The sequence below is a fragment of the Mucilaginibacter conchicola genome (assembly GCF_003432115.1).
Lineage (GTDB): Bacteria > Bacteroidota > Bacteroidia > Sphingobacteriales > Sphingobacteriaceae > Mucilaginibacter > Mucilaginibacter conchicola.
In genome coordinates, this window is record NZ_QWDC01000002.1 from 1,035,736 (window position 1) to 1,061,742 (window position 26,007).

Here is a 26,007-nt window from a genome sequence, read left to right on the forward strand (position 1 = left end):
TACATTTGGATAAACAAACTTTACATTATGAAATCACGGTTCTTATTTCCTTATTGGTGCAAGTTCATCGGTTATTTCTTGTTACTTGTAGACATTCCTTTTATCATCATTAAAAATGACGACCTGACTGGGATGGGCTTTTTGAACGATGAGCAAACATTTTTTATCGCTACAATTGTCACCCTTATCACGGCGATATTGCTGGTAGCATTCTCGAAAGAGAAAGTAGAAGACGAGCAGATAGCTCAATTACGCCTGGACTCGCTACAGTGGGCCATCTATTTAAATTACATCATCCTTATCATTTGCTTTTTAACCTACAAAGGCGACAATGTGCGGTCGGTATTGCACTTCAATCTTAAATTTCCGTTAATATTTTTTATTCTCCGCTTTAGGTGGATGATATTCAGGCGCAATTGGGCAGCAAGGAAAGAAGCAAGGTTATCTTAACTCATGAAGAACACCATACGCGTAGAACGCGCCATAAAAAACATGACCCAGGCCGATCTGGCCGATGCCATAGGCGTATCGCGCCAAACCATTAATACTATCGAGAGTAATAAATACGTGCCATCAACTGTACTTGCGCTAAAGATTGCCCGTGTATTTGAAAAGCCACTCGAAACAATTTTTGAGCTGGAAGATGGTGATTAATAACAGATTGCCTATCTTTAATTATGGCTAATCAGGTTTTTGCACCCATGCTCATCATCCCCAACGGGTTAACTGATGTTAGTTTCTACGCCGATGCTTTCGACGCAAAGGAAATACGCCGTTTTAGTAATGATGATAGCAGCATCCACGTTTTAGAGCTGAGTTTGAACGGAGCTATATTTCACCTGCACGAGCAATGGGAGAGTAAACTGATAAGTCCGGAGAGGGCAGGAGCCAGCACCGTATCTGTAAACATATTTGTTGATGATGTGGATGCCGTGGTAGCCCAGGCTGTAGCTGCAGGCGCAACCATCACCTCGCCCGCGCAAGATTTTGACTATGGCTATCGCCAGGCCGATATTGTGGATATCTACGGGCATTGCTGGCAAATACAGAAGAAGACATAAGAACCAAGAGTCAAGAATCAAGATAAACGGGAGTGCTCCTTATCTTGATTCTTGACTCTTTTCTCTTGACTCTAATAAAAGTATCTTTGCGCTATGCGTTTTGATATTATTTCGGTACTGCCGGGTTTGCTGGAGAGCCCTTTTGCACATTCTATTTTACAACGTGCCCAAAAGAAGGGCATCAGCGAAATTGTGGTGCATAACCTGCGCGACTATGCCAACAACAAACACAAAAATGTTGATGACTATCCTTACGGTGGGGGCAGCGGCATGGTGATGGCTATACAGCCCTTTGCATCGTGTATTGAGAAACTGAAAAGCGAACGCGAGTACGATGAGGTAATATTTATGAGCCCTGACGGTGAAACGCTTAACCAGGGCATTGCCAACCAGCTATCTATCAAGAAAAATATCATTGTGCTTTGTGGTCATTACAAAGGCATCGATCAGCGCATCCGCGACCTCTACGTTACACGCGAGATATCAATTGGTGATTATGTACTATCGGGCGGCGAACTGCCGGCAGCGGTATTGGTTGATGCTGTAGTGAGGCTGATACCTGGTGTATTGTCTGACGAGACCTCGGCTTTGTCTGATTCTTTCCAGGATGATATGCTGGATGCGCCCATTTACACCCGCCCGGCAGATTGGAACGGACACAAAGTGCCCGATGTGCTGTTAAGCGGCAATGCTGCCCAAATAGAAAAATGGCGTTTTGAGCAGGCTTTGGAGCGTACTAAACAACGCAGGCCAGATCTGTTAGAGTAAAAAAGCAAAGCCCCCAGCCCCCTGAAGGGGGAGTAGAAGCCTTTCTTAAAAGCTTTCTACTCATATAGGTAGCTGTCAAATTGTTAACAACAAATATTTTGTGGAAATTTTTTAAGAAGAGTTTTCTAATTAAAATAAATTCCGTATTATTGCACTCCGATTTTTACGGGCTAAAAATCGGGTTTAAAAGCTAAAAATCATGGATTTAGTAAAATTTGTAGAAGAGCAATCAGTAGTAAAAAATACCTTCCCGGCTTTTAAAGCTGGTGACACTGTTAGCGTACATTATAAAATCAGAGAAGGTAACAAAGAGCGTGTTCAGGTTTACCAAGGCGTTGTTTTACAACGTAACAGCGTTGGTAACAGCGAAACCTTCACTGTACGCAAAGTTTCTAACGGTATCGGTGTTGAGCGTATCTTCCCTTTTAACTCTCCAAACATTGATAAAATTGAAGTGAACAGCGTTGGTAAAGTACGTCGTGCTAAATTGTACTATTTACGTGCCCTTACCGGTAAAGCTGCTCGTATCAAATCAAAAAGAGTTTAATTACCTTCGCTTTAACAGCGATTGCTTCATAAAACATTTAAAACCTGCGTTTTTTAACGCGGGTTTTTTGTTGTGTGGTAATGCCGTCTTGTTGTTAATACACCAAACGTCGTTGCGAGGTATGAAGCAATCTCTTTAAGCTGATCCGGTATGCAAAGTGTGCAATTGTCCTCTGCCATTGTTGGTGTTGTCACCAACAACTTTGCGCGCGATATAATATTTTGACTTGCATGAGGCTTGTTGGTGACAACACCAACAAGAGCAAGGAATCTAACCGCGTTTATTTAAACGTTAAAACCATAAATGTCATTTCGAACAAGCGATAGCGAGGAGAAATCTTCTACGCACGATCCTTACGTCGCAGAAGATTTCTCCTCGCCCCATTACACAAGCCTCCCCTCTGCTCGCTCGAAGTGACATTGTTGTTAGTGTTCGCACAAAAAAAGCCCCGATAGTAAAACACTATCGGGGCTTCAATATTTTTAAAGTGGAGGCTTAGTTCAAGCGGTAAGGCGCTATTAAATAAAACTCCGGTATCTGTACATTGAATGTAGAGTGATCAACAAGGCGTTCCATCAGGTACTCGCCTTTCATGCTGCCCACATCGGTTTTAAGGTTGCAGCCGCTTACATACTCGTGGCTGTTGCCCGGCTCTATGATGGGTTGCATACCTACCACGCCTTCGCCTTCAACCTCGCGCTTGGCGCCGTTTGAGTCAAAGATGTACCAGTGGCGGCTAACCAGGCGTACGGCGTACTGGCCAAGGTTCTCGATGCTTACCCGGTAGGCAAACATAAAATGATCGTTTGCGGGGTTTGAGTACTCCGGCTGATAAACTGTTTCAACCGAAACCTTAACACCTTCTGTAATAGTTGTAGCCATGCTAATACCTTTTAATTCAAATATATTTGTTGCGCGCAAATATTAAGCCATCTCAAGGCTATATTTTTTGTCAACCTGCTCCAATATATCCATTATCTCTTCAACGGATGCAGCCACAACAAGTTTCATTCTAAACTCTTTAAAATCAGGCAGCCCCTTAAAATAGTTGCTGTAATGGCGGCGCATTTCAAAAATGCCCGTCTTTGGCCCTTTCCATTCCATCGACTTAACTAAATGCGTTTTACACACATCAATACGCTCGGCAATGGTTGGTTTCTCCAGGTGTTCACCGGTGGCAAAAAAGTGTTTTACCTCGCGGAATATCCACGGATAACCAATAGCTGCGCGGCCTATCATCATGCCATCAACACCATATTCCAGTCGCCAGTTGGCCGCTTTTTCGGGCGAATCAATATCGCCATTACCGAAAATAGGAATTTTTATCCTGGGGTTCTTCTTTATATCGCGGATCAAACTCCAGTCGGCAACACCTTTGTACATCTGTGCGCGGGTACGGCCGTGGATAGTTAGGGCTTTAATACCTACATCCTGCAGGCGCTCGGCCACTTCGTAAACGTTTTTCGTATTATCGTCCCAGCCCAGGCGGGTTTTAACCGTAACCGGCAAATGAGTAGCTTCTACAACCGCTTTGGTCATGGCCACCATCTTGTCAATATCCTGCAGTAAACTTGCACCCGCACCACGGCAGGCCACATTTTTAACCGGGCAGCCGTAGTTGATATCCATCAGATCGGGCCCTGCCGCAGAGGCTATCTCGGTAGCCTCGCGCATGTGCTCAATATCGCTGCCAAATATCTGGATGCCTATCGGGCGCTCGTACTCAAAAATATCAAGCTTTTGGCGGCTCTTGGCAGCATCGCGTATCAATCCCTCTGATGATATAAACTCCGTATACATCATATCGGCCCCGTTTTGCTTACACACGTAACGGAAAGGCGGATCGCTCACATCTTCCATTGGTGCAAGCAGCAACGGAAATTCCCCTAAATCTATGTTCCCTATTTGTACAGACATGACTATATTTACGATGCAAATTTACGCAATTTGGCTTATATGATGAAAAGTGCTGTGTATCAAACATCTCCGGCAAGGCAATTCCTTTACTTTGTGGTGATATTTGCCGGGGTTTTTGTGGTTTTTAATGTTCTCGGGATACTGGCTGTAGGGCTTATTTATGGTTTTGGGCTGATAATGGATATTGCCCGTCTTAACTTTAGCGATCCCCACAGTATACCAGCGCTTTACCTTTTACAGATAGTTACCACTACTATACCCATTTTTGTTGCACCCGTTGTCTTTGCGGCTTGGGTAATGCGCAAGTCAGAGGAATACCTGAGGGTTAAACAAAGCTTCCCGCCGATGTTACTCGTTGTGGCGTTCTTTATCATGATGGTATCATCGCCGCTGATAGAGATATTGAGCAACATTAACCAGCAAATGGTGCTTCCGCAGTGGTTAAAAGGTATCGAGAATTGGATGAAGCAAAGCGAAGAGAGTGCTAAAAAGGTTACCGCAGCCATCCTGAATATGCACAATACCTGGGATTGCGTTAAAAACGTGTTCCTGGTAGGTTTGCTTACTGCTATTGCCGAGGAGTTTTTGTTCCGCGGTGGCATGCAAAGCGTATTAATTAAATGGACAAAGAACCAACACGCTGCTATCTGGATAACCGCGGCTATTTTCAGCGCATTTCACATGGAGTTTTACGGCTTTTTGCCACGTTTGTTGTTAGGCGCTATGTTCGGTTATTTTGTGGTTTACAGCGGCAGTATTTGGCCGGCTGTATGGGGGCATTTCCTTAATAATAGTACGGCGGTAATTGCTACATATTTATTTCAAACCAAACGCATAAATCTCGACCCCGATGACCAGCATGTATTTAGCTGGTGGCAATATATATTTAGCCTGATAATTATTATAATTTTGCTGCTGGTATATAAAAAGGTAGCAGAGGGTAAAAAAAGTCCCGCATTAAATGGAGAAGAACTGGGTTAAGGTATTTACCTCTTCAAATTACTATCAGTCTGAAATTGTTAAGCAAATGCTTACAGGGAACCATATTGACGCTGTTTTGCTGAATAGGCAGGCATCATCCCATCAAAATTTCGGCGCAGTAGAGGTTTATGTGCACCAGGACGATTTTAGCCAGGCTATTGAGATGATGATATTGAACCAGATAACTTTATGAAGACACGCGCCATAACCGGCTTCTTTTTTTTAATTGTGATGATAGGCTCGCTGCTTTTAGGGCCTCAGGTTTTTTTAGGCTTTTATTTAGTACTCACCCTGCTTTGCCTGCACGAGTTTTACGGCTTAATTATTAAAAGTGGCATCACGGTTAACCGCAGCGCGGGTTTTGTAAATGCGGTAGCCATATTTGTGCTTTTCGGGCTGATGAATATGGAGGACCAGCCGGTTTACCACAAACTTTTATTTTTGCTCACACTTACTTTGGCTTCTGTTTTTGTACAGGAGCTTTACAAGATATCGCCCACGCCATTCACCAATATCGGGTTTACTTTTTTAGGCTTGATATTTACAGTGATGCCTTTCACGTTCTTCCATGCACTGGCGTATGCGCAGGGAGTTTACAATTTCCATTTTCCGCTGGCATTTCTCATCATGCTTTGGAGCAACGATACCGGGGCATACCTTACCGGCCGAGCTTTTGGGCGCACCAAGCTATTTGAGCGCCATTCGCCAAAGAAAACCTGGGAAGGATTTATTGGTGGCGTTGCGATAGCTGCCGGTGTGGCTTATATCATTAGCCTGTACTACCCTGAACTGGACTGGAAACAATGGGTAAGCATCGCCATCATCATCGGCGTCATCGGCACCACCGGCGACCTGATAGAATCCATGTTCAAGCGCAGCATCAACGTAAAAGACTCTGGTGGATTGTTGCCCGGCCATGGCGGTGTTTTAGACCGTTTTGATGGTTTGCTATTCGCGGCGCCAATTGTTTATACATACCTGCACTTTGTTTTAAATGCTTAAATTTGCCTCAAACACAATACAATTATGAGATTTCATAAAGAAGGATATACTTCACTTGCCCTTTGCATACTGTTTATTTTTGTTTTAAACGCGCTTATCCAGTTCTATTTCCCTGAGGCGCATGTTGTAAAGTGGATAGTTTATATCCTGTCGTTTGCACTGTTTGTTATCATCGTTCAGTTTTTCCGCAGCCCGGTTTTTGCTATCGATGTTAACGAGAACCATGTGCTTTGCCCCGCAGATGGCAAGGTGGTGGTAATTGAAGAAACAGACGAACCTGAGTTTTTAAAAGACCGCCGCATCCAGTTGTCGGTATTTATGTCGCCGGTAAATGTGCACGTAAACCGTAACCCAATCAGCGGTATTGTAAAATATTTTAAATACCACCCGGGTAAATACCTGGTGGCATGGCACCCGAAATCATCAACCGAGAACGAACGTACTACCGTTGTTACCGAGAACAGCCAGGGCGTGCAAGTATTGTTCAGGCAGATTGCCGGCGCATTGGCCCGCCGCATTGTATGGTATGTTAAAGAAGGCGATACCGTAAAACAAGGCGACCAGTTTGGCTTTATCAAATTCGGTTCGCGTGTAGATATTTACCTGCCGCTGGGTACCAAAATAAACGTACAGCTCGACCAGGTTGTTAAAGGTGGCCGCACCGTATTAGCCGAGCTGACCAGCGTAAGCCAGCCATTGCCCGATACTACATCAGATGTGATTGAAGAAACCGTTATCCCCGAGCATACTGAAGTGTTGACCGAAGAACATGCCGAACCAACACTGGTTATTGAGCATGAAGAAGTGAAACCAGAGGTTGAAGAAACAACTGAGGTTCCTGAAACGGAAGCAACTCCTGCGCCGAAGAAAGCACCTGCTAAGCCGCGCGCACCACGCAAGCCGGCTGCAGATAAAGGCACTGATAAGAAATAACAAAAAAGGGGCTCGCATCGCGCGGCCCCTTTTTAACACTAAACTAATTAAACCCAAAGATCATTTTTCGCCGGCCCGGATATCATCGCCGGCGTTTTTATTGTATGCGTATTCGCTTATTTTAATTTCATTGGTGGCAGTGACATGGCTCAGTTTTACCCAGCCGAAATGAGGCTCTCCGTCTATCTTTAAAGCAAAGCCTAAATATTTATCCGCCTGGTTCACCCAAAGGCCGTTAACCTTATCTTTAGGCGAAGCTGATGTTATGCTCATGATAACCGCCTTTTGCTGATTGGCCGTAAACTTTACATTGTTCGCCTCGGTCGGCTCAATAATTTGCCCTTCGCTGAAGGGATAGGTCCATAAACCGCCATTCACCAGTTCGTCGCCTTTTTGCACGTACACTCTGTTACCGGTGGTTGCTTTTGAATAAGCCGAGAGGTACAGGTGCTGCGTACCATCGTGCATGATCAGCACGCTCGAAAAGCTGATATCCACCACGCCATCGGCATTGGCATCTAAAAAGATATGCTTGTTGTAGCCAAGCGAACTATTCAGCTTACGGTAAACGATGTTTTCTTTAGATGGCTGCGTTTCGCCGGTAACCGGTGTGGTCTCGATGGGATCTTCGGGGATATGTATATCACCCGGCTGCACCCTGTCTTTTTTGCAGGCCTGCAGGGCCATAAGCGCCAACGCTATATATGTAAATACCTGTTTTTTCATAAGATACATACATGACGGCGCTTTAAAACAAAGCGTTACAGAAGGGGCAAAAAAAATCGCCGGAGTGTTTTCACCCCGGCGATCTCTTATAAATTTCTGCTCCGTTAGTTGCGCCTGTTGAACAGGAAAGAAGCATAGTAAACCAATGTTGCCAATGCACCTAAAGCAGCAACTACATAGGTCATGGCGGCCCACCAAAGGGCGTCTTTGGCCTGCTCATGCTCTTCGCGGGTTTGCATTACGCTGTAATTATTATTTAGCCATGCCAAAGCACGGTTACTCGCATCAAACTCAACCGGCAAGGTAATAAAGCTAAACAGCGTTACCAATGCCAGTGCACCAACTCCAATGGCCAGTACAAATACGTTGTGGGTAAAGAACAGCAGCATAATGCCAATCATCAGCGTCCATTGCGTTAGTGTGGACGCCACATTTACCACAGGCACCATGGCCGAACGGAATGTTAACCAGCTGTAGGCTTTAGCATGCTGTACAGCGTGCCCGCACTCGTGCGCAGCAACTGCTGCGGCAGCCACACTGCGACTGGCGTAAACATCCGGACTCAAATTCACCGTTTTGGTTTCGGGGTTATAATGGTCGGTAAGCTGACCCTCAACCGAGATCACCTGTACATCGTAAATGCCGTTATCTTTTAGCATGCGTTGGGCTACTTCGGCGCCTGACAGGCCCGATAGTAGCGGCATTTCTGAATATTGCTTAAACTTACTTTTAAAACGCCATTGGATAACGAAACTCACCAGCGCCACTACAATCATCAGCAGCCAGGCCGAGTTATAAGGGATAAATAATAAAGTGCTCATTTTTCAATAGTTTTAGATGGTTCACCTATTTCAAAAAGCATTCCATTTAAAAATGTTTGCTGCGCGATAGAATTAATCTGCAGCGTTTTAATTAAGATTGATGTAATGGATAACGACAATTTTTCTTACTGGGAGCGTACTGCCTTTACCGGCAGGGCCGATGTGATCATCATTGGCAGCGGCATTGTGGGTTTAAATGCCGCCCTACACCTGAAAACTACGGAGCCAAATTTGAAAGTGCTGGTGCTGGAACAAGGCTTTCTGCCGAGTGGTGCCAGCACAAAAAACGCGGGTTTTGCGTGCTTTGGGACAGTTTCTGAGCAATTGGATGCACTGAAAACCTTATCAGAAAATGAATTGGCAAGCCTGGCCAACTACAAATGGCGGGGCTTGCAGCGTATGCGCCAAAACCTTGGCGATAAGGCCATAGATTATCACCAGCACGGCGGCTACGAGTTGTTTTTAAACAATGAACAGGCACAAGCAAACCGGGCTTTTGAGAATATAGATCACCTGAATAAAATATTAAAGCCCGCAATAGATGGGCATGACATTTATGCAGTTGCAGATGCTAAAATTGCAGGTTTTGGCTTTGCCGGTGTTAAATATATCATCTACAACCCGTTTGAGGGCCAGATACATACCGGCAAAATGATGCGGGCTTTGCTGCATAAAGTATATGAGAAAGATGTAGTGGTTCTGAATAACTGCGCGGTTAGATCCATCCAAAACGAAGGTAGTGCCGTTGTGCTGCAAACCTCTGCCGGCGCGTTTAAGGCAGGCAAAGTTATCCTGGCTACTAATGCCTTTGCGCGGCAGCTTTACTCTGAATTATCCGTTGTTCCCGGCAGGGGGCAGGTATTGGTTACCAAGCCTGTACCCGGCTTGAAACTCAAGGGCACATACCACTTTAACGAGGGTTATTATTATTTCAGAAATATTGATGGTCGCGTGCTTTTCGGCGGTGGGCGTAATCTTGATTTTAAGGCGGAAGAGACCACAGCCTTCGGGCATACGCAGATGGTACAGGAAAAGCTTACTGACTATCTGCGGGGCATGATATTGCCTGATACCGATTTTGAAATAGACTACTGGTGGAGCGGCATCATGGGTTTCGGTGAAGAATTGAAACCGATAGTAAAAGAGCTTGAGCCCAACATCTTCTGCGCCGTACGCTGCAACGGTATGGGCGTTGCCATGGGGACATTGGTAGGGGAAGAGGTGGCGAGGTTGGTGATTAGGGCTTGATTGGCAGTAGGCTCCAAAAGTAGAGCATTATGGCAACCGTAAATAAAATAAATATCACTGTAGCAATCTGATCCTTTAGGGACAGACGGTTGTTTATGTTAGGATGGAATGGATTGGAAACGACAATTACAGATAAAATCCAACTTGTTATCCCAAAGATTATCCCAAGTAATGTATTAAATATTTCAGTAGAAAATGTCCATGGAACAATGAGAATTATGATAAATCCAATACTCAAAGTAAATCGGACAGCCTTTTTAAATATAAGCTCTTTTCTTTGAAGGGGGGTTAAGGCTTGGAAAGTATACCTCAGATTTAAGTCTATAACTTTATCAAAAGGAATTACTAAGCAATCCCCGGGAATATCTTTAAATGCCTGAGATGTCTTTGAATATCTCTTGGCGCCGGTTAAATACAGCGCTTCTAAATCACCAGTTTTTTGAGAGATTGTATGCTGGGTTAAAAAACCAGAAATCATTTTATTATTGTCTGTCCCGTCGTCAATGACAATATCGACCATGGTAGATAACCACTTCCCTTTGTCAAGAGATCTAAATTCGCTCATTGCTACTATTTCGCCTCTGAAATAATAATTCCAATGATTAGAAAATCGAAAAACAGGGAATTTTAAATCGATTTTAAAAAGCCTAATAAGATGATGAAAAACCGTGCCGAGTAAAAAGGCAACCAAAATTAAAAAAGCGAGATAGCCAAGGATGTATGTTAAACGATCATACGTCAGATCCGGCATTTTATTGTCGGCAATTTTACCATACAGTTCTTCAGCCTTGCTTTTGATGCTGGTGAATGTAAATCCAAAAGACCTGCTGTAAATCAAAAACGTTATAATTTGAACAACAATGCCCCAAAATATACTTGTTATAAGTCTATCAGCAAAAAGGCCAACCCCAAATTGTTTGGCAAATTGACCTTTAAAATAAAAACGCTTGAAAATTACCCCTGGAAAGATTAGCCAAACAATAATGATAATAGTGCTTATTGTAAATTGGCCTTCCACAGAGAATTAAGATACTAAAGTTATTTTTTCTTGAGTAGAAAGAATTATCGTTTCTTCTTTAGATGTTGTTCCTTTCAATTTTTCAACAGCTTCAATATACTTTTTCCTGTCGTCAGGATTGGAAAAGATTTTCTTAGCCTCGTCACTCATAACATCCATATCAGAGCTGAAATAAGAGCCTAAGACGTTTCTTATTAATGTGATAATGCTCATAAATGAAAATTAAATTGTTTCTAATAGAAAAATTCTACAAAACTGGTGCCATTATTAATAGACCATTTGTAGAATTTTATTTAATCAAATATAAGAAAATACAACGGTATTTCCAAATTAGAATCTTATAAACAGGTCATTTACAACAACTCCACCAATCGCTCCAGCGCCATTCCTCTTGAACCTTTTATCAATACCGTAGCATTTTTGATAGGGTTTTCTTTCAACCCGATGATCGCATCCTCTGCGGTTAAATAGAAAGTTGCATTGATCAAATTACTGTTATCAACCTCTGTTTGCTGGCTGGAGAAATCTTTACCGATAAAAATGCGTTCATCCACATTTGCGGCTAAAGCTTTTTGGATAACGGCAGTATGCTCAACGGCAGACTCCGGGCCCATCTCAAACATATCGCCGAGGATAACCACTTTGCGGTCGGCTTTTACCTTGTCCATGTTCTCGATAGCTACAAACATGCTGCTTGGGTTGGCATTATAGAAATCGCATATCAGCGTATTGCTGGCGGTTTGCATGATCTGCGAGCGGTTGTTCTTTGGTTGATAGCCTTCTATGCCCGCGTTGATCTCGTCAGAATCCAGTCCAAAGAAGGTGCCGATACAAACTGCGGCTAATATATTGTCCAGGTTATAAGAACCCGTCAGCTGCGATTTTACGTTGTATGATGAGCTTTTTTTATCGTTCCACTTAAAGCTGAGCAGGGGCGCATTCTCTAATAATTTACCGGTTACCAGGTTATCGTTGTTAATGGTTTTGCCGTAGTACACCACGTTTTGCAGGCTGCGGGTTTTCTGCATTTCCTGCAGGGTATTATCGTCGCTGTTAATGAACGCCACGCGGCTGGCATCTTCATTCAGGAAATCATATAACTCGCCTTTGCCTATCTTAACCCCTTCAACCCCGCCGAAACCTTCCAGGTGTGCCTTGCCTACATTGGTGATCATGCCATGGCTTGGCTGTGCTATACTGCAAAGTAGGGCTATCTCTTTCTGATGATTAGCGCCCATTTCTATCACCGCCATTTCGTGCGAGCTATCGATAGTCAAAATGGTTAACGGTACACCAATATGGTTATTGAGGTTGCCTTTGGTGGCAAGGGTGTTAAATTTTTGTGATAGCACCGCATTGATCAGCTCTTTGGTGGTAGTTTTACCGTTGGTGCCGGTAAGGCCTATCACGGGGATGGTCAGTTGTTTGCGGTGATGCCTCGCCAGGTCTTGCAGCGAAGTCAATACATCCTCAACTAACAGAAATTTATCGCCTTTTGCATATTCCGGATTATCTATGATGGCATAAGCTGCGCCTGCTTCAATGGCTTTTTCGGCAAAAGTATTGGCATCAAACTTATCACCTTTAAGGGCAAAGAACAGGCTGCCGGGCGCAATGCTGCGTGTATCGGTGCTGATAACAGGGTGCTGCTGGTATAAATGGTAAATTTCTTCGGTAGTGGTCATGATATACGAATATATAAAACAGCGGGCAGGTTTTAGGTTTTTGCGTTTTGCATAAAATTCATCCAGGCGATGACGGCTTTTATTTCGCCGTAGCTGTAGGTATCGCCCAAAACTTCTTTTAGCGGGGCGAGGCGTTCGGCACCATAGCTTTCAACAGCATTCTGGATGGCCGGTATTTTACTTGCGATAACGAAGGTGCTTACGTCCAGTTCGCCACTTTGCACAAAAGATGATAAATGACCTTCGATAGTGGTAGGCGATAGTCCGCGTTCTTTAGCTATTTCATGTACCGATAAGCCTTGCTGAAAAAGCTCCAGGCTGGCTTTATTGGTATCAGAGGTTTTAGTTTTTTTAGGTTTGCGCTCCCGTTTAGGTGATCTCCGTTTGATGAGGGATTCTAAGCCTTTCGCTTTGCTGTAATTAACAATCAGTTCCAAAAACTCGCGGCCATATCTTGCCAGTTTCACATCGCCAAAGCCCGAGATAAGCCTTAACTCATCCAGTTTTTGTGGTAGATAAGTAGCCATCTCCAATAGCGTAGCATCAGACAAAATAATATAAGCCGGGATATTCTCACTAATAGCAAACTCCTGCCGGCGCTGGCGCAGGGCGGCAAGTAGTTCGGTTTCGTAGGTAGGGGTTTCGTGCCCCTGCTCTTCAATGGTGTGGTGCGCTATCAGCTCAACCTTTTGTTCGCCTTTTAATATGGCTTCGCTTTTTTGTGTGAGTTTTAAGGTTGGATAACCGTTTTCATCCGCCTGCTGCAGAAAACCCAGGCCGGTTAATTCACGCAGGTAGCGCTGCCAGTCGGCTTTGCTGATATCGGCCCCGGCGCCATAAGTTTTAAGCGCTTTATGATCGGCCCAGATCTTTTCGCTTTTAGATCCGCGGAGAAAATCAATCACGTAAGTATTGCCGAAGCGTTCTTTTAATCTCGCTACCGCGGATAATGCTTTTTGGGCGATAAGTGTGCCGTCGAATTTGGTAAACTCACTCAGGCAAAAATCGCAGGAGCCGCAATGGTCCGGGAAATCCTCATCAAAGTAATTCATCAAATACTGGCGGCGACAAGCATGCAACTGGCAGTAATTCACCATGTCATCCAGCTTTTTCAGCATGATGGCGCTTTGCTCGGCATTGTTCTCTACCATGGCAAAGCCACGCAGCTTAATGGCATCGCCCGGCGAATATAGCAGCATGGCGTCAGATGGTAAACCATCCCTGCCCGCGCGACCAGTCTCCTGGTAGTAACCCTCTATATTTTTAGGAAGATCCATGTGCACCACGTAGCGCACGTTTGATTTATTGATCCCCATCCCGAAGGCGATAGTTGCAACAATGATCTTTACATCATCGCGTAAAAAAGCTTCCTGGTTTTTAGCTTTTACTTCGTTATTTAAACCGGCGTGGTAGGCCTCAACGGCGTAACCTTCTTCTTTAAGGTCGGCGGCCAACGCCTCGGTTGATTTACGGGAAAGACAATAGATAATACCCGACTCTTCTTTGCGCTCTTCCAGAAAATCCAGCAACTGGTCAAAACCTTTGCGCCTCGGGATAACGCGGTAAGTGATATTAGCCCTGTTGAATGATGATACAAAAACCGAAGGCTCGTGCAGGTTAAGCTTTTCTAAAATATCCTTCTGCGTCAGCTTATCGGCTGTGGCGGTCAGGGCTATTACCGGCACACCGGGAAACGCTGTTTTCAGTCCCGCCAGCATCAGGTATTCCGGACGGAAATCGTGGCCCCACGAAGAGATACAGTGCGCCTCATCAATGGCAAATTGTACCACGTTCAACGTTTTCAGGAAAGCCATCATGCGGTTATCCGGCGAGAACAGGCGCTCCGGTGCAACATAAAGCAATCTTAGCTGGTTGTTTTGCAGTTGTATAGCAATGTCCTTCTGCTCATCAGGCGACTGGCTCGAGTTGAGATACGCCGCAGGGATGCCGCTTATGTTGAGTGCATCTACCTGGTCTTTCATCAGGGCGATCAACGGGGATATAACGATGGTTAATCCGTTAAGTAAAACCGCCGGTAACTGGTAGCAAAGCGATTTACCACCGCCGGTAGGCATCAGCACCATTACATCCTGTTTGTTTAAAACGGTGTTGATAATGGCTTCCTGCGATTGCCGGAACTCGTTGTAACCAAAATATTTTTGAAGGGCCTGGATTGGTGTCATGCTGTAAGCACAAAGGTGCAGATTTGAATTTACAGCCCCATGCGCAAGGGCAAAAAAATATGCTTAGATTAGCTTTACTGAACTGACTATTCCCGCATGATCAAAAAATTACTTACCACTTTTATAGCTGTATTTTGTTGCATTGCCGCCTTTGCGCAACAACTACAAACGCCCGAGCAATTCCTGGGTTATAAACTGGGCGAACACTTTACACCGCACTACCGCATTGTTGAGTATTTTAAATACGTGGCATCGGTTTCTAAAAACATTAAGCTGCAGCAGTTTGGCATTACCAATGAGGGCCGCCCGCAGATAGCGGTGTTTATTGCATCGGCAGATAACATTAACCGTTTAGATGAGATACGGCACAACAACCTGCGCATTGCGGGGATTGAGAGCGGTGCAGCATCTGCCAATGCCCCGGTAATTACTTACCTGAGCTATAACGTACATGGTAATGAGCCTGCATCAAGCGAAGCCGCCATGTGGACGCTTTATGACCTGGTTGACCCTAACAATACCAAAATACAGGCCGAGCTGAAGAACATGGTTGTGATCATCGACCCATGTTTGAACCCCGACGGGCGCGAGCGTTATGTGAATTTCTATAACTCGGTAGTGGGTGCTGTACCCAATGCCAGCCCCAATGCGCGCGAGCACCAGGAACCATGGCCAGGCGGCAGGGTAAACCATTACTACTTTGACCTTAACCGCGACTGGGCATGGCAGGCACAAAAAGAGACGCAAGCCCGTGTGGCGCTGTTTAACTCGTGGTTGCCGCAGATACATGTTGATTTTCACGAGCAGTATTATAACACGCCATACTATTTTGCCCCCGCTGCCGAGCCTTACCATAAGGATATTACCCAATGGCAGCGCGATTTTCAGGTGACCATTGGTAAGAACAACGCAAAACATTTTGACGCCAACGGCTGGATGTATTTTACCAAACAGGAGTTCGACCTGCTGTATCCATCTTACGGCGATACTTATCCATTGTACAATGGCTCCATCGGCATGACGTATGAGCAGGGCGGCATAGGGGCAGGCCTTGCTATTATTACCAGCACCGGCGATACGCTGACCCTTGCCCAGCGCATTGCGCACCACCACGAAACAGGCCTGGCTACTATCGAAGCAGTATCAGCCAACGGCCAGAAAGTGGTGAGCGAGTTTAAAAAGTTTTATGATAACAGCCGCCAAAACCCGCCGGGGCAATTTAAAACATACATTATTAAAAACGATAACAACGAGAAGGTGGAGCAACTGGCAAAACTGCTTACCCGCAACGGTATCCAGTTTGGTTACGGCCTATCCAATAAAAGCGTGAATGGTTTTAACTATTTCAGTGGTGTTAACGAGCAATACAACGTGGGGCCGAATGATCTGGTAGTAAACGCCTATCAGCCTAAATCGGTATTGCTGCATGTGTTGCTGGAGCCTAAGACGGTGATACCAGATTCATCAACTTATGATATCACTGCATGGTCATTACCTTATGCTTATGGATTGAAAGCTTACGGCTTAAAAGAATCATACAAACCGGCCAATGCCAACTGGAGTGTAACTAAAGCTACACTCCCGGCCAATACAAAAGCGTATGCCTATGTTTCGGCGTGGCAATCCATTGCCGATGTTCGGTTTCTTTCGGCTTTGCTGAAACGAGGCATTAAAGTGCGCTACTCGCAAGATCCGTTTGAGGCGGCCGGTAAAAAATTTACCGCGGGCTCCTTGCTGGTGACACGCACCGGTAATGAGAAAATGGATTTCGACCGCGTGGTTACGCAGATAGCCTCGGAGCTGGGTCACGAGATAACGCCGCTGTCATCAGGCTTTGTAGATAAAGGATCGGATATCGGTTCGTTTGATATCAAATATATCCGCAGGCCAAAGATAGCTTTGGTATCAGGCGATGGTATCAATTCAGAGTCGATGGGAGAGGTGTGGCACTTTATGGAACAGCAGATAGGGTATCCTATCAACCTTATCCGTTATCAGGACCTTAACCGCTTAAAACTGGCCGAGTACGATGTAATTGTATTGCCTGATGGCCGGTATAATGATCTATCAACAGATAACCTGCAAAGTTGGATCCGCGATGGGGGTAAACTTATTGCCATGGAAAATGCCGTTGCATCATTGGTAGATAAAAAAGGCTTCGATATTAAAGCTAAAGAAGATAAGAAAAGCGACAAGCCCGCAGCTAAAGGTAAAGAACCGAAACGCCTTTATGCCGACCGCAACCGCGATGCCCTGCGCTCAAGTATCCCCGGTGCTATCTTTAAAGTAAATATGGATAACACCCATCCGCTGGGCTATGGCTTCCCTAACTATTACTACTCGCTAAAACTTAGTGAAGATATTTACGAACCGCTCGGCGAAGACGACTGGAGCGTGGGTACCATAGATAGCAAAGCTTATGTTGCCGGTTTTGCGGGCTTCCTTACCAAACAGAAATTAACCAGCGGCATGCTCATGGGCGTGCAAAGCATTGGCCGCGGTTCGGTAGTTTACCTGGCCGATGATCCGCTGTTCCGCAGCTTTTGGGAGAATGGAAAGTTGCTGTTTAGTAATGCGGTGTTTATGGTGGGGCAGTAGAAGAAGAGTCAAGAAATAAGAATCAAGAATCAAGACAAGGATTTACAAATGAAAAGCCCCGTTACGACGCAACGGGGCTTTTTTCTTGTCTCTTGGTTCTTGCCTCTTGATTCTAAGATCCTAATTCCCGCTTTTTACTCTGCCTTTTTCGTCGTCGGCGCCGCTTTGGTGCTGGCGCATTTTAATTTTGCTGTTGCCAAAGTTGTAGGTTAAGGTCAATCGGCCTAAACGGGTCTCGTTTTTCTGGCGAATAATTACGTGCGTGTTATCAAAATCAGTATTTACGTTGTTTTGGCGGGTGTTGAATATATCGGTTATACCCAATTTAACATTCAGCTTTTTGTTGGCGAATGAACGGCTTACACCGGCATCAACAGAATACTGCGGCCTTATCTCAAACGTTGAATAACGCAAAGCCGATTGGTAGTTTCCCGAAACCTCTGCTTTAAACCCGCTAAACAAAAATGTTTGGTTCAGGCGTGCCTGGTAAGCCAGTTTACCGGCATCAAGCTTGGTGTTTGATACCAAACCACTGCCAGAGCGAATGGTATCGGCACTGAATTTTTGGTAAAACAGTGTTCCATTAAAGTTACCACTCCACCATTTGGTAATGGTAAACGGCGTGTTGATGTTGGCGTTGTATGCATCCTGCGCCTTTATGTTCACGTTGGTTTGGTAGGTTGCCTTTGTAGCGGTGTCAGCAAATAATACCTGTACGTTAGCATCGGTTGTGCGGCTGTAACCTAATGTAAGGTTAACGGTTTTGTTGTAAGTGTAGCTTAACTCAAATGCGTTGGTGTATTGCGGGCGCAGGTTTTGGTTGCCTTCTTCGTAGGTGTACTGGTCCAGGTAGTATCTGAAAGGGTTAAGGTTATCATAGTTAGGCCTATCTATACGGCGGCTGTAGCTTATGCCCAGTTCGTGCTTATCAGACAAAGTATGGTTGATAAACACACTCGGGAAAAAGTTAAGATAATTGCGGTTGATAGCAACCGGCGCTTTCAGGTTAACATACAGCGTCCCGGTTGATGAGGTGTTCTCGGCTCTTAAACCCAATTGTACCGAGGTTTTTTTGAACGTTTTACCCAGGTTAACATATCCTGCAGTGATCCTTTCGTTATAAACAAAACGGTTGGTACGGCTGGTATCGTTAATAAACGCGTGGCTGTTATTGGTGCTGGTATCAATCTGTGCCTGCAGGTCGTTATCTGTTTTTACTGAGCTAAATTTGGCACCGGCCTCAAACTTTAAAGTTTTGCTGATAGGCAGGGTGTAATCTATCTTCTGTGTCCAGATGTTGATGGTTGATGGCGTTTGGTTCTTGATGTACAAAGGACGTATCTGGGTGCTGCCGTCTGGATTGTAGAAATAGGTATCGTAGTTAGCATCAGAGTTGTTGCGATATCTCGAGAAATCAACATCGGCGCTGATCTCCTGGCCAAGCGTATCTATCAGAAACTTATCGTTTACGTTGGCAGATATACTGCGATAGGTTTGTTTAATATCAGAGCGTGTGGTTTGGTAAGAATCGTTAGCTGCAGGAGTACGCCCTAACCAGGTAGTGCCGGTATTATCGTTATATTCGTTGGTGTAATCGCCATTCACCACAAAACCAATAGTATTCTTTTTTGATGTACCATAATCGGCCCCAAAACGGTAGTTGTTGTAGTGGGTATGGTTCATCATTTTGGTTTGCTGCTTAAAGTAGGTGCTTTTGTCGGCGCTGTCAATGCGACGATCAATGGCAATATTATTCTCGCGGTTAAAATCACCGCGCGAAAGGGTGGCAAACAAGTTAAGGTCGCCATTCTTATGGTTCAGCGTTAAACTGGTATTATCCCTGAAGTTTTTACCGTATGCTGCGTTGGCGGTTAAACTGCCGTTGGTGCCCACCATCTTGTTCTTTTTAAGTTTTATGTTGATGATGCCCGAGTTGCCCGACGCATCGTATTTAGCCGATGGATTGGTGATCACCTCTATCGACTGGATGTTGGAGCCATCGGTAGAGCGCAAATAAGTAGTTAACTGCTGTGCCGACATGTAGGTTAGCTTATCGTTTATCATCACGGTAACACCCTGTTTACCTTTAAGGCTGATGTTATCGTCTTTATCAACAGTAACGCCAGGTGCACGTTCAAGGATTTCCAAAGCATTATTGCCCGCTGCTAATACGCTGTTCTCCACGTTCATTACGGTACGGTCGAGTTTTCGCTCTATTAGCGGTTTACTGGCTATCACGTTTACGCCCTGCAAACTACGACTGGCGGTAGCCATAGTTAGGGTAGGTGCTGTAACGGCGCTTTGGCTTACTTCAAAAGCGGGCGAAAATGATGGCTGATAACCTACGCTTGTGCCTTTTACAATGTATTTGCCGGCGCTGATCTTATCAAAAGTGTATTTACCTGCATCATTGGTCAACGTGCCTTTTACTACCGATGAATCTTTTGCGCGTAAAAGTGTTACGGTAGCATAATCAACAGGTTTTGACTGCTCGTTAATGAAAGCGCCTGTTACGGATGATTGTGGCGGAGATGTATTTTGTGCTTTTGCCTGGCCATAGGTAAATGCCAGTAAAGCGATGGATAATATTCTGGTTAATTGTTTCATGGTTGAAAAAGTTTAGGCAATAGAAATCCACGAGGATATTGTCCTCTATTTTTTTGCCGGTAAAATAGTTTGAGTGTTTTGCGGAGTTCCCGCTATTAGTTATTCAAGGTAGTAGATGTTTCCATGCACGATGTATTTGTGTTTTCCCCTTCTTGCTGCCTAAGCAGCTATTGTTGCGTTTTGTTATAAGATGACGAAAGGGCAGGAAAGGTTACATCAAAAACGCTATTTTTTTAGTGCAGGAACAATAAATTCTATAATCTGCTGGAAACTAAAATACTGGGGATGGTCTTTTTCTGCGGAGCCGGTTTGTTTTGCTTCCGCTTGTTTGGTAATGGTGGATGTCGCGACAGGGCTTTTGGAATAATTACTCAAATAAGTAGAAAATATAAGCCCGCTGCTCAGCAGCAGCAGGCTTACATATTTTACAAAGGGCCTCATTTTTTTGCGGTATCAGCTTTAACGCTGTCGGTTTTTAGCACTTGGTTTGGCGTTACAAGCGTATCTATTTTGCATTGCAGGCCATTATCGGTCATCAGGAAATTGGCAAATGATGCATTTTCCTGTTTGTTATCCTGTTTGCAATCATACACGTTGATACCGTTTATCATGCTGTTGATATCATCATCAATAACAAGTTTGGTGTTCAAAGGTACTTTTAAAGTCAGCCTTACTTCCTGGCCGCGCCAGCTGCGGTTAACATCTTTATTAAAGCGGCGGTTAAACTTCAAAACGTTTCCGGTTTGCTCAAAATGATAGGTTATGGCGCGGGCATTATTCAATGCATCCTGATAGTCGCCACCACGCGAGCTAAACTCTTCAACCAATACAGGTTGTGCTACTTCGCTTCGTTCTATATTTAAATATGCAGATGAGTTTGGAGAGTCCAGGTCGTCCTCATTATTATCAAGTATTACACCGTTTTTAAAATCTTTGATATCGTAACGGGCACTATCCTCTGCAGTTAAAAATTTGGTTTGATTTAGCTTAAGGTGAAACGTGTTATCTGATGTTGGTGCAACGTTAATGGTTTTGCTGTAGCTGGCGCCTGATTTAAAGTCGCTTGCTATTTTAACTGCGTAATATATTACAACACTGATAGAAACTATCCAGCACATTAACAAAGTAGATGCCGTAGCACGGCCAATACCTTTTGTGTTGAACACGAAGGTTAATACACCTAAAATGATCGCCAGTAACGGGATGATCAACATTAACACTGCACATATCAGGAATATGTTATTGATGCGCTCGTTAGCTAAACTGAACGGAAACATGTGGTAAATGCCTGAGTGGCCGGTGGCAAGAGCGGCAACCACGGTACCAATAACGGCAATTATACAACCAAAGCATGCCAACAATACACATACGGCAATAGCTTTAAATATAACCTTACCTGCTCCGCCTAAAAAGGTGCCGAAGTGTTGAAAGAAATCGCCTGCAAAATCGCGGGTTTTGTAAACAAAGGGGCGGGCCTCATCGCTAAAGTTGGACAGGTTGCTGCGCAGGCCGCTCATTTCTTCCTCAAAATTGGTTTTAAAACCCTGCAGGTTAAGGCGCTGGCCTTTCATGGCCATTCTGTCGGCACGGGTTTTTGCTTTAGGTACCACTATCCATAGTATTATATATAATATAGCGCCCGTTCCGCCAAAGGCTACCAGTACGGCAAGCAGCAAACGAACCCAAACGGCATTAAAGTCAAAGTAGTTAGCAATGCCTGCACAAACACCAGCCACGAGGTGGTCATCCGGGTCGCGGAACAGGCGGCGTGGTTGTGATGGGAATGCAAAGCCTGCGGTTGCCGTATGAGCATCACCATCCTCGGCACTTTCAAAATCGGCAACAGAGCCCATTTGTTCTACTACAGCTATTACATCCTGCTCAATAACTACCTGTTTGCCTTCGCGCAGTAATATCTCGTTAAACATTTCTGCAATGCGGTTCTCAATATCAGTTGTTATCTCAAGGCTGTCAGCAGAGCCCATAAAGTGGCGCTGCACATCCGTCATATAATTTTTTAATATCTCATAGGCATTCTCTTCTATATGGAAAACGATGCCGTTTATATTTATGATAATAGTCTTATTCATGATTGGGTGGTGTTAAAGGTTATTGTTGGTTATTTCTGTCGCCGATAGACGTTTGCACAGCAAAGGCCAGTTCCTGCCAGGTAATATCTAATTGTTCAAGCACCTTACGGCCTTCATCAGATAGTACATAATATTTTCTTGGGGGCCCGGATGTGCTCTCCACCCAATTGTATGAGAGTAAGCCGTTATTCTTTAATCGGGTTAACAAGGGGTACAAAGTACCTTCAACCACCAGCAGCCGGGCTTTTTTTAACTCGGCGATGATATCAGATGCATATATCTCACCCTTAGCTATAATGGAAAGGATGCAATACTCCAGTATGCCTTTCCTCATTTGGGTTTGTGTGTTCTCAACAATCATAATACAAAGATATATGTTTTGGAATGTATTATGCAATACATAGTACTGTATTTTTTGTACTTTTCTTAAATTTTTATGAATTTTTATAAAAAAGCATCTTTTTTCACATTTTAATTTGATTTATTCATAACGGTACATTACTTTTATGACTAATTAACTATTAACTGATCTTATTATTAACAACATGAAAAAACTTCTACTAGTAAGTTTGTGTTTCCTGTCGTTGTTTGTAACGCAGGTTTATGCACAAAATCGTACAATTACTGGTACAGTTACTTCAAAGGATGACGGTTTGCCGTTACCCGGAGTAAGTGTTACAGTAACTGGAACTTCTATTGGTACTCAAACCAGTGCAACTGGTAAATTCTCTCTGCAAGTACCTGCATCAGCAAAAGCTTTAAGGTTCACTTTCGTTGGTTTCCAACCGGCTGAGTCTCCTATTGGCGCGAATGGCACGGTAAACCTTGCAATGACTTCAAGCGCAGCTCAATTAACTGAGGTTGTGATCACCGGTGCATTCGGTGTTAAACAAAACTCTCGTACATCATCTGGTTCTGCACAGCAGGTAGGTGGCGCTCAATTGAACGTTGTACGCCAAACTAACGTTAACAACGCCCTTGCCGGTAAAGTTGCAGGTTTGCAGGTACGTAGCCAATCGGCTGGTGCATTAGGCAGACAAACTGAGGTTAGGCTTCGTGGTGCATCTGGTTTTGGAACAGGTAACGGCGCAATTTACATAGTTGACGGTACTATCGTTACTAACATTGATGATATCAACAACGATGACATCGAGTCGGTAACTGTATTACAGGGTCCTGCTTCTTCTGCTCAGTTTGGTCCGCAAGCGGCTAACGGTGCAATCTTGATCACTTTAGCAAAAGCAAGAAAAACTGACGGTTTAGGTATCGACCTTAACTTAGGTACTCAGTTTGATGTGCCTTACATTCTTCCAAACTACCAAAACGTTTATGGTGGTGGTGCAGCTGCTGACTTTATGCAATACACCTGGAAAGCCGGCGATCCTGAAGAGTGGAAACCACTGAGCGGTAAATACTACCCGGATTATTCAGATGACGCAAGCTGGGGCCCTAAAATGGTAGGTCAGGAGTATATTCCATGGTACTCATGGTACCCTGGTACTAAATACACCGGCACAACTGCTAAATGGACTCCGCAGCCGGATAACGCGCGTGATTTCTACCAAACAGGTATTACTTTAAACAACTCTGTTTCTTTCAACAAGGCTGCAGATAACTACAACGTTAAAGTATCTTACGGTAACCAATACACCCGTGGTTTGATCCCTACTACTTATTTGTTGAAAAACACTTTCATGCTTAACACCTCTGTTGATTTGAGCAAGAAATTGACTTTAAGTGCAAATATCAACTACACTAACAGCAAATTAAACGGTGAGATCAATGACGCGTACTCAAACAACTCATCAGGTTCATTCAACCAGTGGTTCCACCGCGATTTGGATATGGGCATCCTGCAAGAGTTACGTTATTTAAAATCTCCTGATGGTGCATATGCAACCTGGAACCACTTGAACCCAACTGCATACAATCCATCAGATCCACGTCAGTTTTACGCAGCTAACTACTGGTACAACCCGTACACTGCGCAAGACTTACACGCGAATTTCTTTAACCGCGATCGTTTATTTGGTAACATTGGCTTAGCTTACAAAATAACTGATGACCTTACTTTGCGCGGTACTTACCGTAAAGCATACGTTGGCTCATGGGAAGAGCAAAAATATAGCTCTCAGTTAAATTACAGCGGTACCCAAACTCAAGGTAACGAGGCAAGAAATAAAGGTTACTACTACACCAGCACAACCTACTCAAACCGCGAGAACTGGGAGTTTGTATTAAACTATAACAAAACCATTAAAGATTTCAGTATCAAAGCTAACGCCGGTACTGACGTATTTAACTGGACTTACAAAGACAACTCTGCTAACACAAATAACGGTTTATCAATTGATGACCTGTTTACTATTGGTAACTCTGTTGACCCTGCTACTGTTAATAACAGCCGTATCCGCGAGCAATACCGTGCATTGTATGGTAATGCTAACATTGGTTACAAAGGCTTAGTTTTCTTAGAAGGTACTTTACGTAACGACTGGATCTCAGTATTACCTTCTTCAAAACCTTCAATCCTTTCTAAATCATTTGGTGGTTCATTTGTATTCAGCGATCTGCTGAAAAGCCAATCAAGCTGGTTAAGCTATGGTAAAGTAAGAGCAACATGGGGTCAGTCTCCTAAAGCATTCGGTAACGGTACAACCTTTGGTGCGTACACCTACCCGGGCGCTCTATATGGTGTTAGCGCATTTAAATTTGGTAACAACCTTGTACAAGGTATCAATGACCAATACATAGACCCTGCTCTTAAAGGTTCTGTTGTAACCATGAAAGAGTTTGGTTTAGATATGCGTTTCTTTAACGATCGTTTTGGTTTCACTGCTACTTACTGGGATGGTACCGAGGTTGATTTCCCTCAATCTATCGCTATCAACGGCGCAAGCGGTTACACTTCAATCTACACTAACGTAGGTAAAGTTGCCAGAAAAGGTTTAGATATCACGCTTTCAGGTCAGCCATTCCGTTCTGAGAACTTCACCTGGACCATCAGCGGTACTTACGGAAGATTGCTTGATAACAAAGTTATTGAGATCAGCAACAAATACGATATCACCCGTATCCCTGCAGGCCAATACGTATGGGGTACTGATATGCCATACTTAGTACACGAGAAAGGTAAACAATGGGGCCAGATCTATGGTAACGGTATCCTGCGTAACTCAGCAGGTGTGCCTATCCTAAGCGCAACTGGTTTCTATCAGAATGACCCTAACGTTTATTTTGGTAGCGCAGTTCCAAGACACACTGGTGGTTTGCAAAACAGCTTCACTGTGTTTAAAGACTTCACTATCAACGCAAACTTTGACTACCAGTTTGGTGGTAAATTCGTATCATTATCAAACTCGTTTGGTTCTTTCAGCGGTCTGACTGCTCGTACTGCTGTATTGAACGACAAAGGCAATCCAATTCGTGATGCTGTTGCTGATGGTGGTGGTGTACACACAACCGGTGTTGATAAAGATGGTAAACCGGTTAGCTTCTATGTTGAGGCACAGGATTATTTCCACAACTTAAACAACGTTAAAACTTACGATCCGTATATCTACGATCTTACTTTCATCAAACTTCGCGAGCTTGGTGTATCTTACCGTATCCCTGTTCAAAAACTGGGTATAAGCAAATACATCAAAAATGCATCGTTCCAGGTTGTAGGTCGTGATTTGTTCTTGCTATATGCAAAAACTAAAGATTTTGATCCGTCTCAGGTTATTGCGGTTACCGGTGAAACCGGCCAGTTACCTGGTACAAGAGCAATTGGTTTTAACTTAAGGGTAGGATTCTGAGAACTGGTAAAAAATCAAATTT

At 44.1% G+C, this 26,007-nt stretch carries 22 protein-coding genes and 1 pseudogene; 12 read left to right on the top strand and 11 right to left on the bottom strand.

Annotated features, from left to right (window positions below; all coding sequences use genetic code 11):
- Nucleotides 1-27 precede the first annotated feature (27 nt).
- From D0C36_RS14390 to rplS, 5 genes are all read left to right on the top strand, one after another.
- The gene (locus D0C36_RS14390) at nucleotides 28-450 is read left to right on the top strand and encodes a hypothetical protein (protein ID WP_117392312.1); all 423 of its coding nucleotides are present in this window, start codon (nucleotides 28-30) and stop codon (nucleotides 448-450) included.
- A 3-nt stretch (nucleotides 451-453) separates the two neighbouring features.
- Complete coding sequence (locus tag D0C36_RS14395) at nucleotides 454-654, top strand: helix-turn-helix transcriptional regulator (protein ID WP_117392313.1); 201 nt, start codon at nucleotides 454-456, stop codon at nucleotides 652-654.
- Between the two features lie 23 nt (nucleotides 655-677).
- The gene (locus D0C36_RS14400; RefSeq protein WP_199502023.1) at nucleotides 678-1,061 is read left to right on the top strand and encodes a VOC family protein; all 384 of its coding nucleotides are present in this window, start codon (nucleotides 678-680) and stop codon (nucleotides 1,059-1,061) included.
- Nucleotides 1,062-1,154: 93 nt separating this feature from the next.
- The gene (gene trmD, locus D0C36_RS14405; protein WP_117392315.1) at nucleotides 1,155-1,829 is read left to right on the top strand and encodes a tRNA (guanosine(37)-N1)-methyltransferase TrmD; all 675 of its coding nucleotides are present in this window, start codon (nucleotides 1,155-1,157) and stop codon (nucleotides 1,827-1,829) included.
- A 199-nt stretch (nucleotides 1,830-2,028) separates the two neighbouring features.
- Nucleotides 2,029-2,376, top strand: a complete 348-nt coding sequence (rplS, locus tag D0C36_RS14410) for a 50S ribosomal protein L19 (RefSeq protein WP_117392316.1) — start codon at nucleotides 2,029-2,031, stop codon at nucleotides 2,374-2,376.
- Nucleotides 2,377-2,871: 495 nt separating this feature from the next.
- Here the strand turns inward: rplS and apaG are convergent, their stop codons facing one another.
- Together apaG and dusB are read right to left on the bottom strand one after the other, a co-directional pair.
- Nucleotides 2,872-3,258 carry a Co2+/Mg2+ efflux protein ApaG gene (apaG, locus tag D0C36_RS14415; protein ID WP_117392317.1) on the bottom strand — a complete coding sequence of 129 codons (387 nt, stop codon included), beginning with the start codon at nucleotides 3,256-3,258 and terminating at the stop codon, nucleotides 2,872-2,874.
- Between the two features lie 42 nt (nucleotides 3,259-3,300).
- Nucleotides 3,301-4,293: a tRNA dihydrouridine synthase DusB gene (dusB, locus tag D0C36_RS14420; RefSeq protein ID WP_117392318.1), complete on the bottom strand. Its 993-nt coding sequence runs from the start codon at nucleotides 4,291-4,293 to the stop codon at nucleotides 3,301-3,303.
- 39 nt (nucleotides 4,294-4,332) lie between these two features.
- Between dusB and D0C36_RS14425 the strand changes: the two genes are divergently transcribed.
- The 4 genes and pseudogenes from D0C36_RS14425 to D0C36_RS14440 all read left to right on the top strand — a co-directional run.
- Nucleotides 4,333-5,274: a CPBP family intramembrane glutamic endopeptidase gene (locus tag D0C36_RS14425; RefSeq protein ID WP_117392319.1), complete on the top strand. Its 942-nt coding sequence runs from the start codon at nucleotides 4,333-4,335 to the stop codon at nucleotides 5,272-5,274.
- Nucleotides 5,255-5,467, top strand: coding sequence for a putative signal transducing protein (locus D0C36_RS14430; RefSeq protein WP_117392320.1), 213 nt, complete (start codon nucleotides 5,255-5,257; stop codon nucleotides 5,465-5,467). Before D0C36_RS14425 ends, D0C36_RS14430 begins: the two co-directional genes overlap by 20 nt.
- Nucleotides 5,464-6,276, top strand: a complete 813-nt coding sequence (locus D0C36_RS14435; RefSeq protein ID WP_117392321.1) for a phosphatidate cytidylyltransferase — start codon at nucleotides 5,464-5,466, stop codon at nucleotides 6,274-6,276. The genes D0C36_RS14430 and D0C36_RS14435 overlap by 4 nt, the downstream gene beginning before the upstream one ends.
- Nucleotides 6,277-6,300: 24 nt before the next feature.
- A pseudogene (locus D0C36_RS14440) lies at nucleotides 6,301-6,954 on the top strand (phosphatidylserine decarboxylase family protein); the annotation flags it as partial.
- A 315-nt stretch (nucleotides 6,955-7,269) separates the two neighbouring features.
- Here the strand turns inward: D0C36_RS14440 and D0C36_RS14445 are convergent.
- On the bottom strand, nucleotides 7,270-7,935 hold the full coding sequence (locus D0C36_RS14445) for a hypothetical protein (protein WP_117392322.1): 666 nt from the start codon (nucleotides 7,933-7,935) through the stop codon (nucleotides 7,270-7,272).
- 104 nt (nucleotides 7,936-8,039) lie between these two features.
- Nucleotides 8,040-8,756 (bottom strand): zinc metallopeptidase, encoded by a 717-nt coding sequence (locus D0C36_RS14450; protein ID WP_117392323.1) that lies wholly within the window; start codon nucleotides 8,754-8,756, stop codon nucleotides 8,040-8,042.
- 105 nt (nucleotides 8,757-8,861) lie between these two features.
- Here D0C36_RS14450 and D0C36_RS14455 point away from each other — a divergent pair, with 105 nt between their 5' ends.
- On the top strand, nucleotides 8,862-10,004 hold the full coding sequence (locus D0C36_RS14455) for an NAD(P)/FAD-dependent oxidoreductase (RefSeq protein WP_117392324.1): 1,143 nt from the start codon (nucleotides 8,862-8,864) through the stop codon (nucleotides 10,002-10,004).
- On the opposite strand, the gene D0C36_RS14460 is transcribed toward D0C36_RS14455, so the two are convergent.
- The 4 genes from D0C36_RS14460 to recQ form a co-directional block, all read right to left on the bottom strand.
- Nucleotides 9,994-11,022 carry a hypothetical protein gene (locus tag D0C36_RS14460; RefSeq protein ID WP_117392325.1) on the bottom strand — a complete coding sequence of 343 codons (1,029 nt, stop codon included), beginning with the start codon at nucleotides 11,020-11,022 and terminating at the stop codon, nucleotides 9,994-9,996. The genes D0C36_RS14455 and D0C36_RS14460 overlap by 11 nt on opposite strands.
- Nucleotides 11,023-11,028: 6 nt before the next feature.
- Complete coding sequence (locus tag D0C36_RS14465; protein WP_117392326.1) at nucleotides 11,029-11,235, bottom strand: hypothetical protein; 207 nt, start codon at nucleotides 11,233-11,235, stop codon at nucleotides 11,029-11,031.
- Nucleotides 11,236-11,375: 140 nt separating this feature from the next.
- Entirely contained in the window at nucleotides 11,376-12,707 is a 1,332-nt protein-coding gene (locus D0C36_RS14470; protein ID WP_117392327.1) for a UDP-N-acetylmuramoyl-tripeptide--D-alanyl-D-alanine ligase, read from the bottom strand.
- A 32-nt stretch (nucleotides 12,708-12,739) separates the two neighbouring features.
- Nucleotides 12,740-14,890 (bottom strand): DNA helicase RecQ, encoded by a 2,151-nt coding sequence (gene recQ, locus D0C36_RS14475; RefSeq protein ID WP_117392328.1) that lies wholly within the window; start codon nucleotides 14,888-14,890, stop codon nucleotides 12,740-12,742.
- Nucleotides 14,891-14,986: 96 nt separating this feature from the next.
- On the opposite strand from recQ, the gene D0C36_RS14480 reads away from it, so the two are divergent.
- Nucleotides 14,987-17,488, top strand: a complete 2,502-nt coding sequence (locus D0C36_RS14480; protein WP_117392329.1) for a M14 family metallopeptidase — start codon at nucleotides 14,987-14,989, stop codon at nucleotides 17,486-17,488.
- 120 nt (nucleotides 17,489-17,608) lie between these two features.
- Here the strand turns inward: D0C36_RS14480 and D0C36_RS14485 are convergent, their stop codons facing one another.
- The 3 genes from D0C36_RS14485 to D0C36_RS14500 form a co-directional block, all read right to left on the bottom strand.
- Complete coding sequence (locus D0C36_RS14485; RefSeq protein ID WP_117392330.1) at nucleotides 17,609-20,095, bottom strand: outer membrane beta-barrel family protein; 2,487 nt, start codon at nucleotides 20,093-20,095, stop codon at nucleotides 17,609-17,611.
- 437 nt (nucleotides 20,096-20,532) lie between these two features.
- The gene (locus tag D0C36_RS14495; protein WP_117392332.1) at nucleotides 20,533-22,185 is read right to left on the bottom strand and encodes a PspC domain-containing protein; all 1,653 of its coding nucleotides are present in this window, start codon (nucleotides 22,183-22,185) and stop codon (nucleotides 20,533-20,535) included.
- Nucleotides 22,186-22,204: 19 nt separating this feature from the next.
- Nucleotides 22,205-22,546, bottom strand: coding sequence for a PadR family transcriptional regulator (locus D0C36_RS14500; RefSeq protein WP_117392333.1), 342 nt, complete (start codon nucleotides 22,544-22,546; stop codon nucleotides 22,205-22,207).
- 184 nt (nucleotides 22,547-22,730) lie between these two features.
- Between D0C36_RS14500 and D0C36_RS14505 the strand changes: the two genes are divergently transcribed.
- Nucleotides 22,731-25,985 (top strand): SusC/RagA family TonB-linked outer membrane protein, encoded by a 3,255-nt coding sequence (locus tag D0C36_RS14505; protein ID WP_117392334.1) that lies wholly within the window; start codon nucleotides 22,731-22,733, stop codon nucleotides 25,983-25,985.
- Nucleotides 25,986-26,007 lie beyond the last annotated feature (22 nt).

Bases quoted from the DNA above. Each gene is read 5' to 3' on its own strand.
- D0C36_RS14485 (WP_117392330.1), bottom strand. From the start codon at position 20,095: ATGAAACAATTAACCAGAATATTATCCATCGCTTTACTGGCATTTACC.
- D0C36_RS14480 (WP_117392329.1), top strand. From the start codon at position 14,987: ATGATCAAAAAATTACTTACCACTTTTATAGCTGTATTTTGTTGCATT.
- D0C36_RS14495 (WP_117392332.1), bottom strand. From the start codon at position 22,185: ATGAATAAGACTATTATCATAAATATAAACGGCATCGTTTTCCATATA.
- D0C36_RS14430 (WP_117392320.1), top strand. From the start codon at position 5,255: ATGGAGAAGAACTGGGTTAAGGTATTTACCTCTTCAAATTACTATCAG.
- apaG (WP_117392317.1), bottom strand. From the start codon at position 3,258: ATGGCTACAACTATTACAGAAGGTGTTAAGGTTTCGGTTGAAACAGTT.
- recQ (WP_117392328.1), bottom strand. From the start codon at position 14,890: ATGACACCAATCCAGGCCCTTCAAAAATATTTTGGTTACAACGAGTTC.
- D0C36_RS14450 (WP_117392323.1), bottom strand. From the start codon at position 8,756: ATGAGCACTTTATTATTTATCCCTTATAACTCGGCCTGGCTGCTGATG.
- D0C36_RS14465 (WP_117392326.1), bottom strand. From the start codon at position 11,235: ATGAGCATTATCACATTAATAAGAAACGTCTTAGGCTCTTATTTCAGC.
- D0C36_RS14425 (WP_117392319.1), top strand. From the start codon at position 4,333: ATGATGAAAAGTGCTGTGTATCAAACATCTCCGGCAAGGCAATTCCTT.
- D0C36_RS14470 (WP_117392327.1), bottom strand. From the start codon at position 12,707: ATGACCACTACCGAAGAAATTTACCATTTATACCAGCAGCACCCTGTT.
- rplS (WP_117392316.1), top strand. From the start codon at position 2,029: ATGGATTTAGTAAAATTTGTAGAAGAGCAATCAGTAGTAAAAAATACC.
- D0C36_RS14500 (WP_117392333.1), bottom strand. From the start codon at position 22,546: ATGATTGTTGAGAACACACAAACCCAAATGAGGAAAGGCATACTGGAG.
- D0C36_RS14395 (WP_117392313.1), top strand. From the start codon at position 454: ATGAAGAACACCATACGCGTAGAACGCGCCATAAAAAACATGACCCAG.
- D0C36_RS14505 (WP_117392334.1), top strand. From the start codon at position 22,731: ATGAAAAAACTTCTACTAGTAAGTTTGTGTTTCCTGTCGTTGTTTGTA.
- D0C36_RS14400 (WP_199502023.1), top strand. From the start codon at position 678: ATGGCTAATCAGGTTTTTGCACCCATGCTCATCATCCCCAACGGGTTA.
- D0C36_RS14390 (WP_117392312.1), top strand. From the start codon at position 28: ATGAAATCACGGTTCTTATTTCCTTATTGGTGCAAGTTCATCGGTTAT.
- D0C36_RS14445 (WP_117392322.1), bottom strand. From the start codon at position 7,935: ATGAAAAAACAGGTATTTACATATATAGCGTTGGCGCTTATGGCCCTG.
- D0C36_RS14435 (WP_117392321.1), top strand. From the start codon at position 5,464: ATGAAGACACGCGCCATAACCGGCTTCTTTTTTTTAATTGTGATGATA.
- trmD (WP_117392315.1), top strand. From the start codon at position 1,155: ATGCGTTTTGATATTATTTCGGTACTGCCGGGTTTGCTGGAGAGCCCT.
- D0C36_RS14455 (WP_117392324.1), top strand. From the start codon at position 8,862: ATGGATAACGACAATTTTTCTTACTGGGAGCGTACTGCCTTTACCGGC.
- dusB (WP_117392318.1), bottom strand. From the start codon at position 4,293: ATGTCTGTACAAATAGGGAACATAGATTTAGGGGAATTTCCGTTGCTG.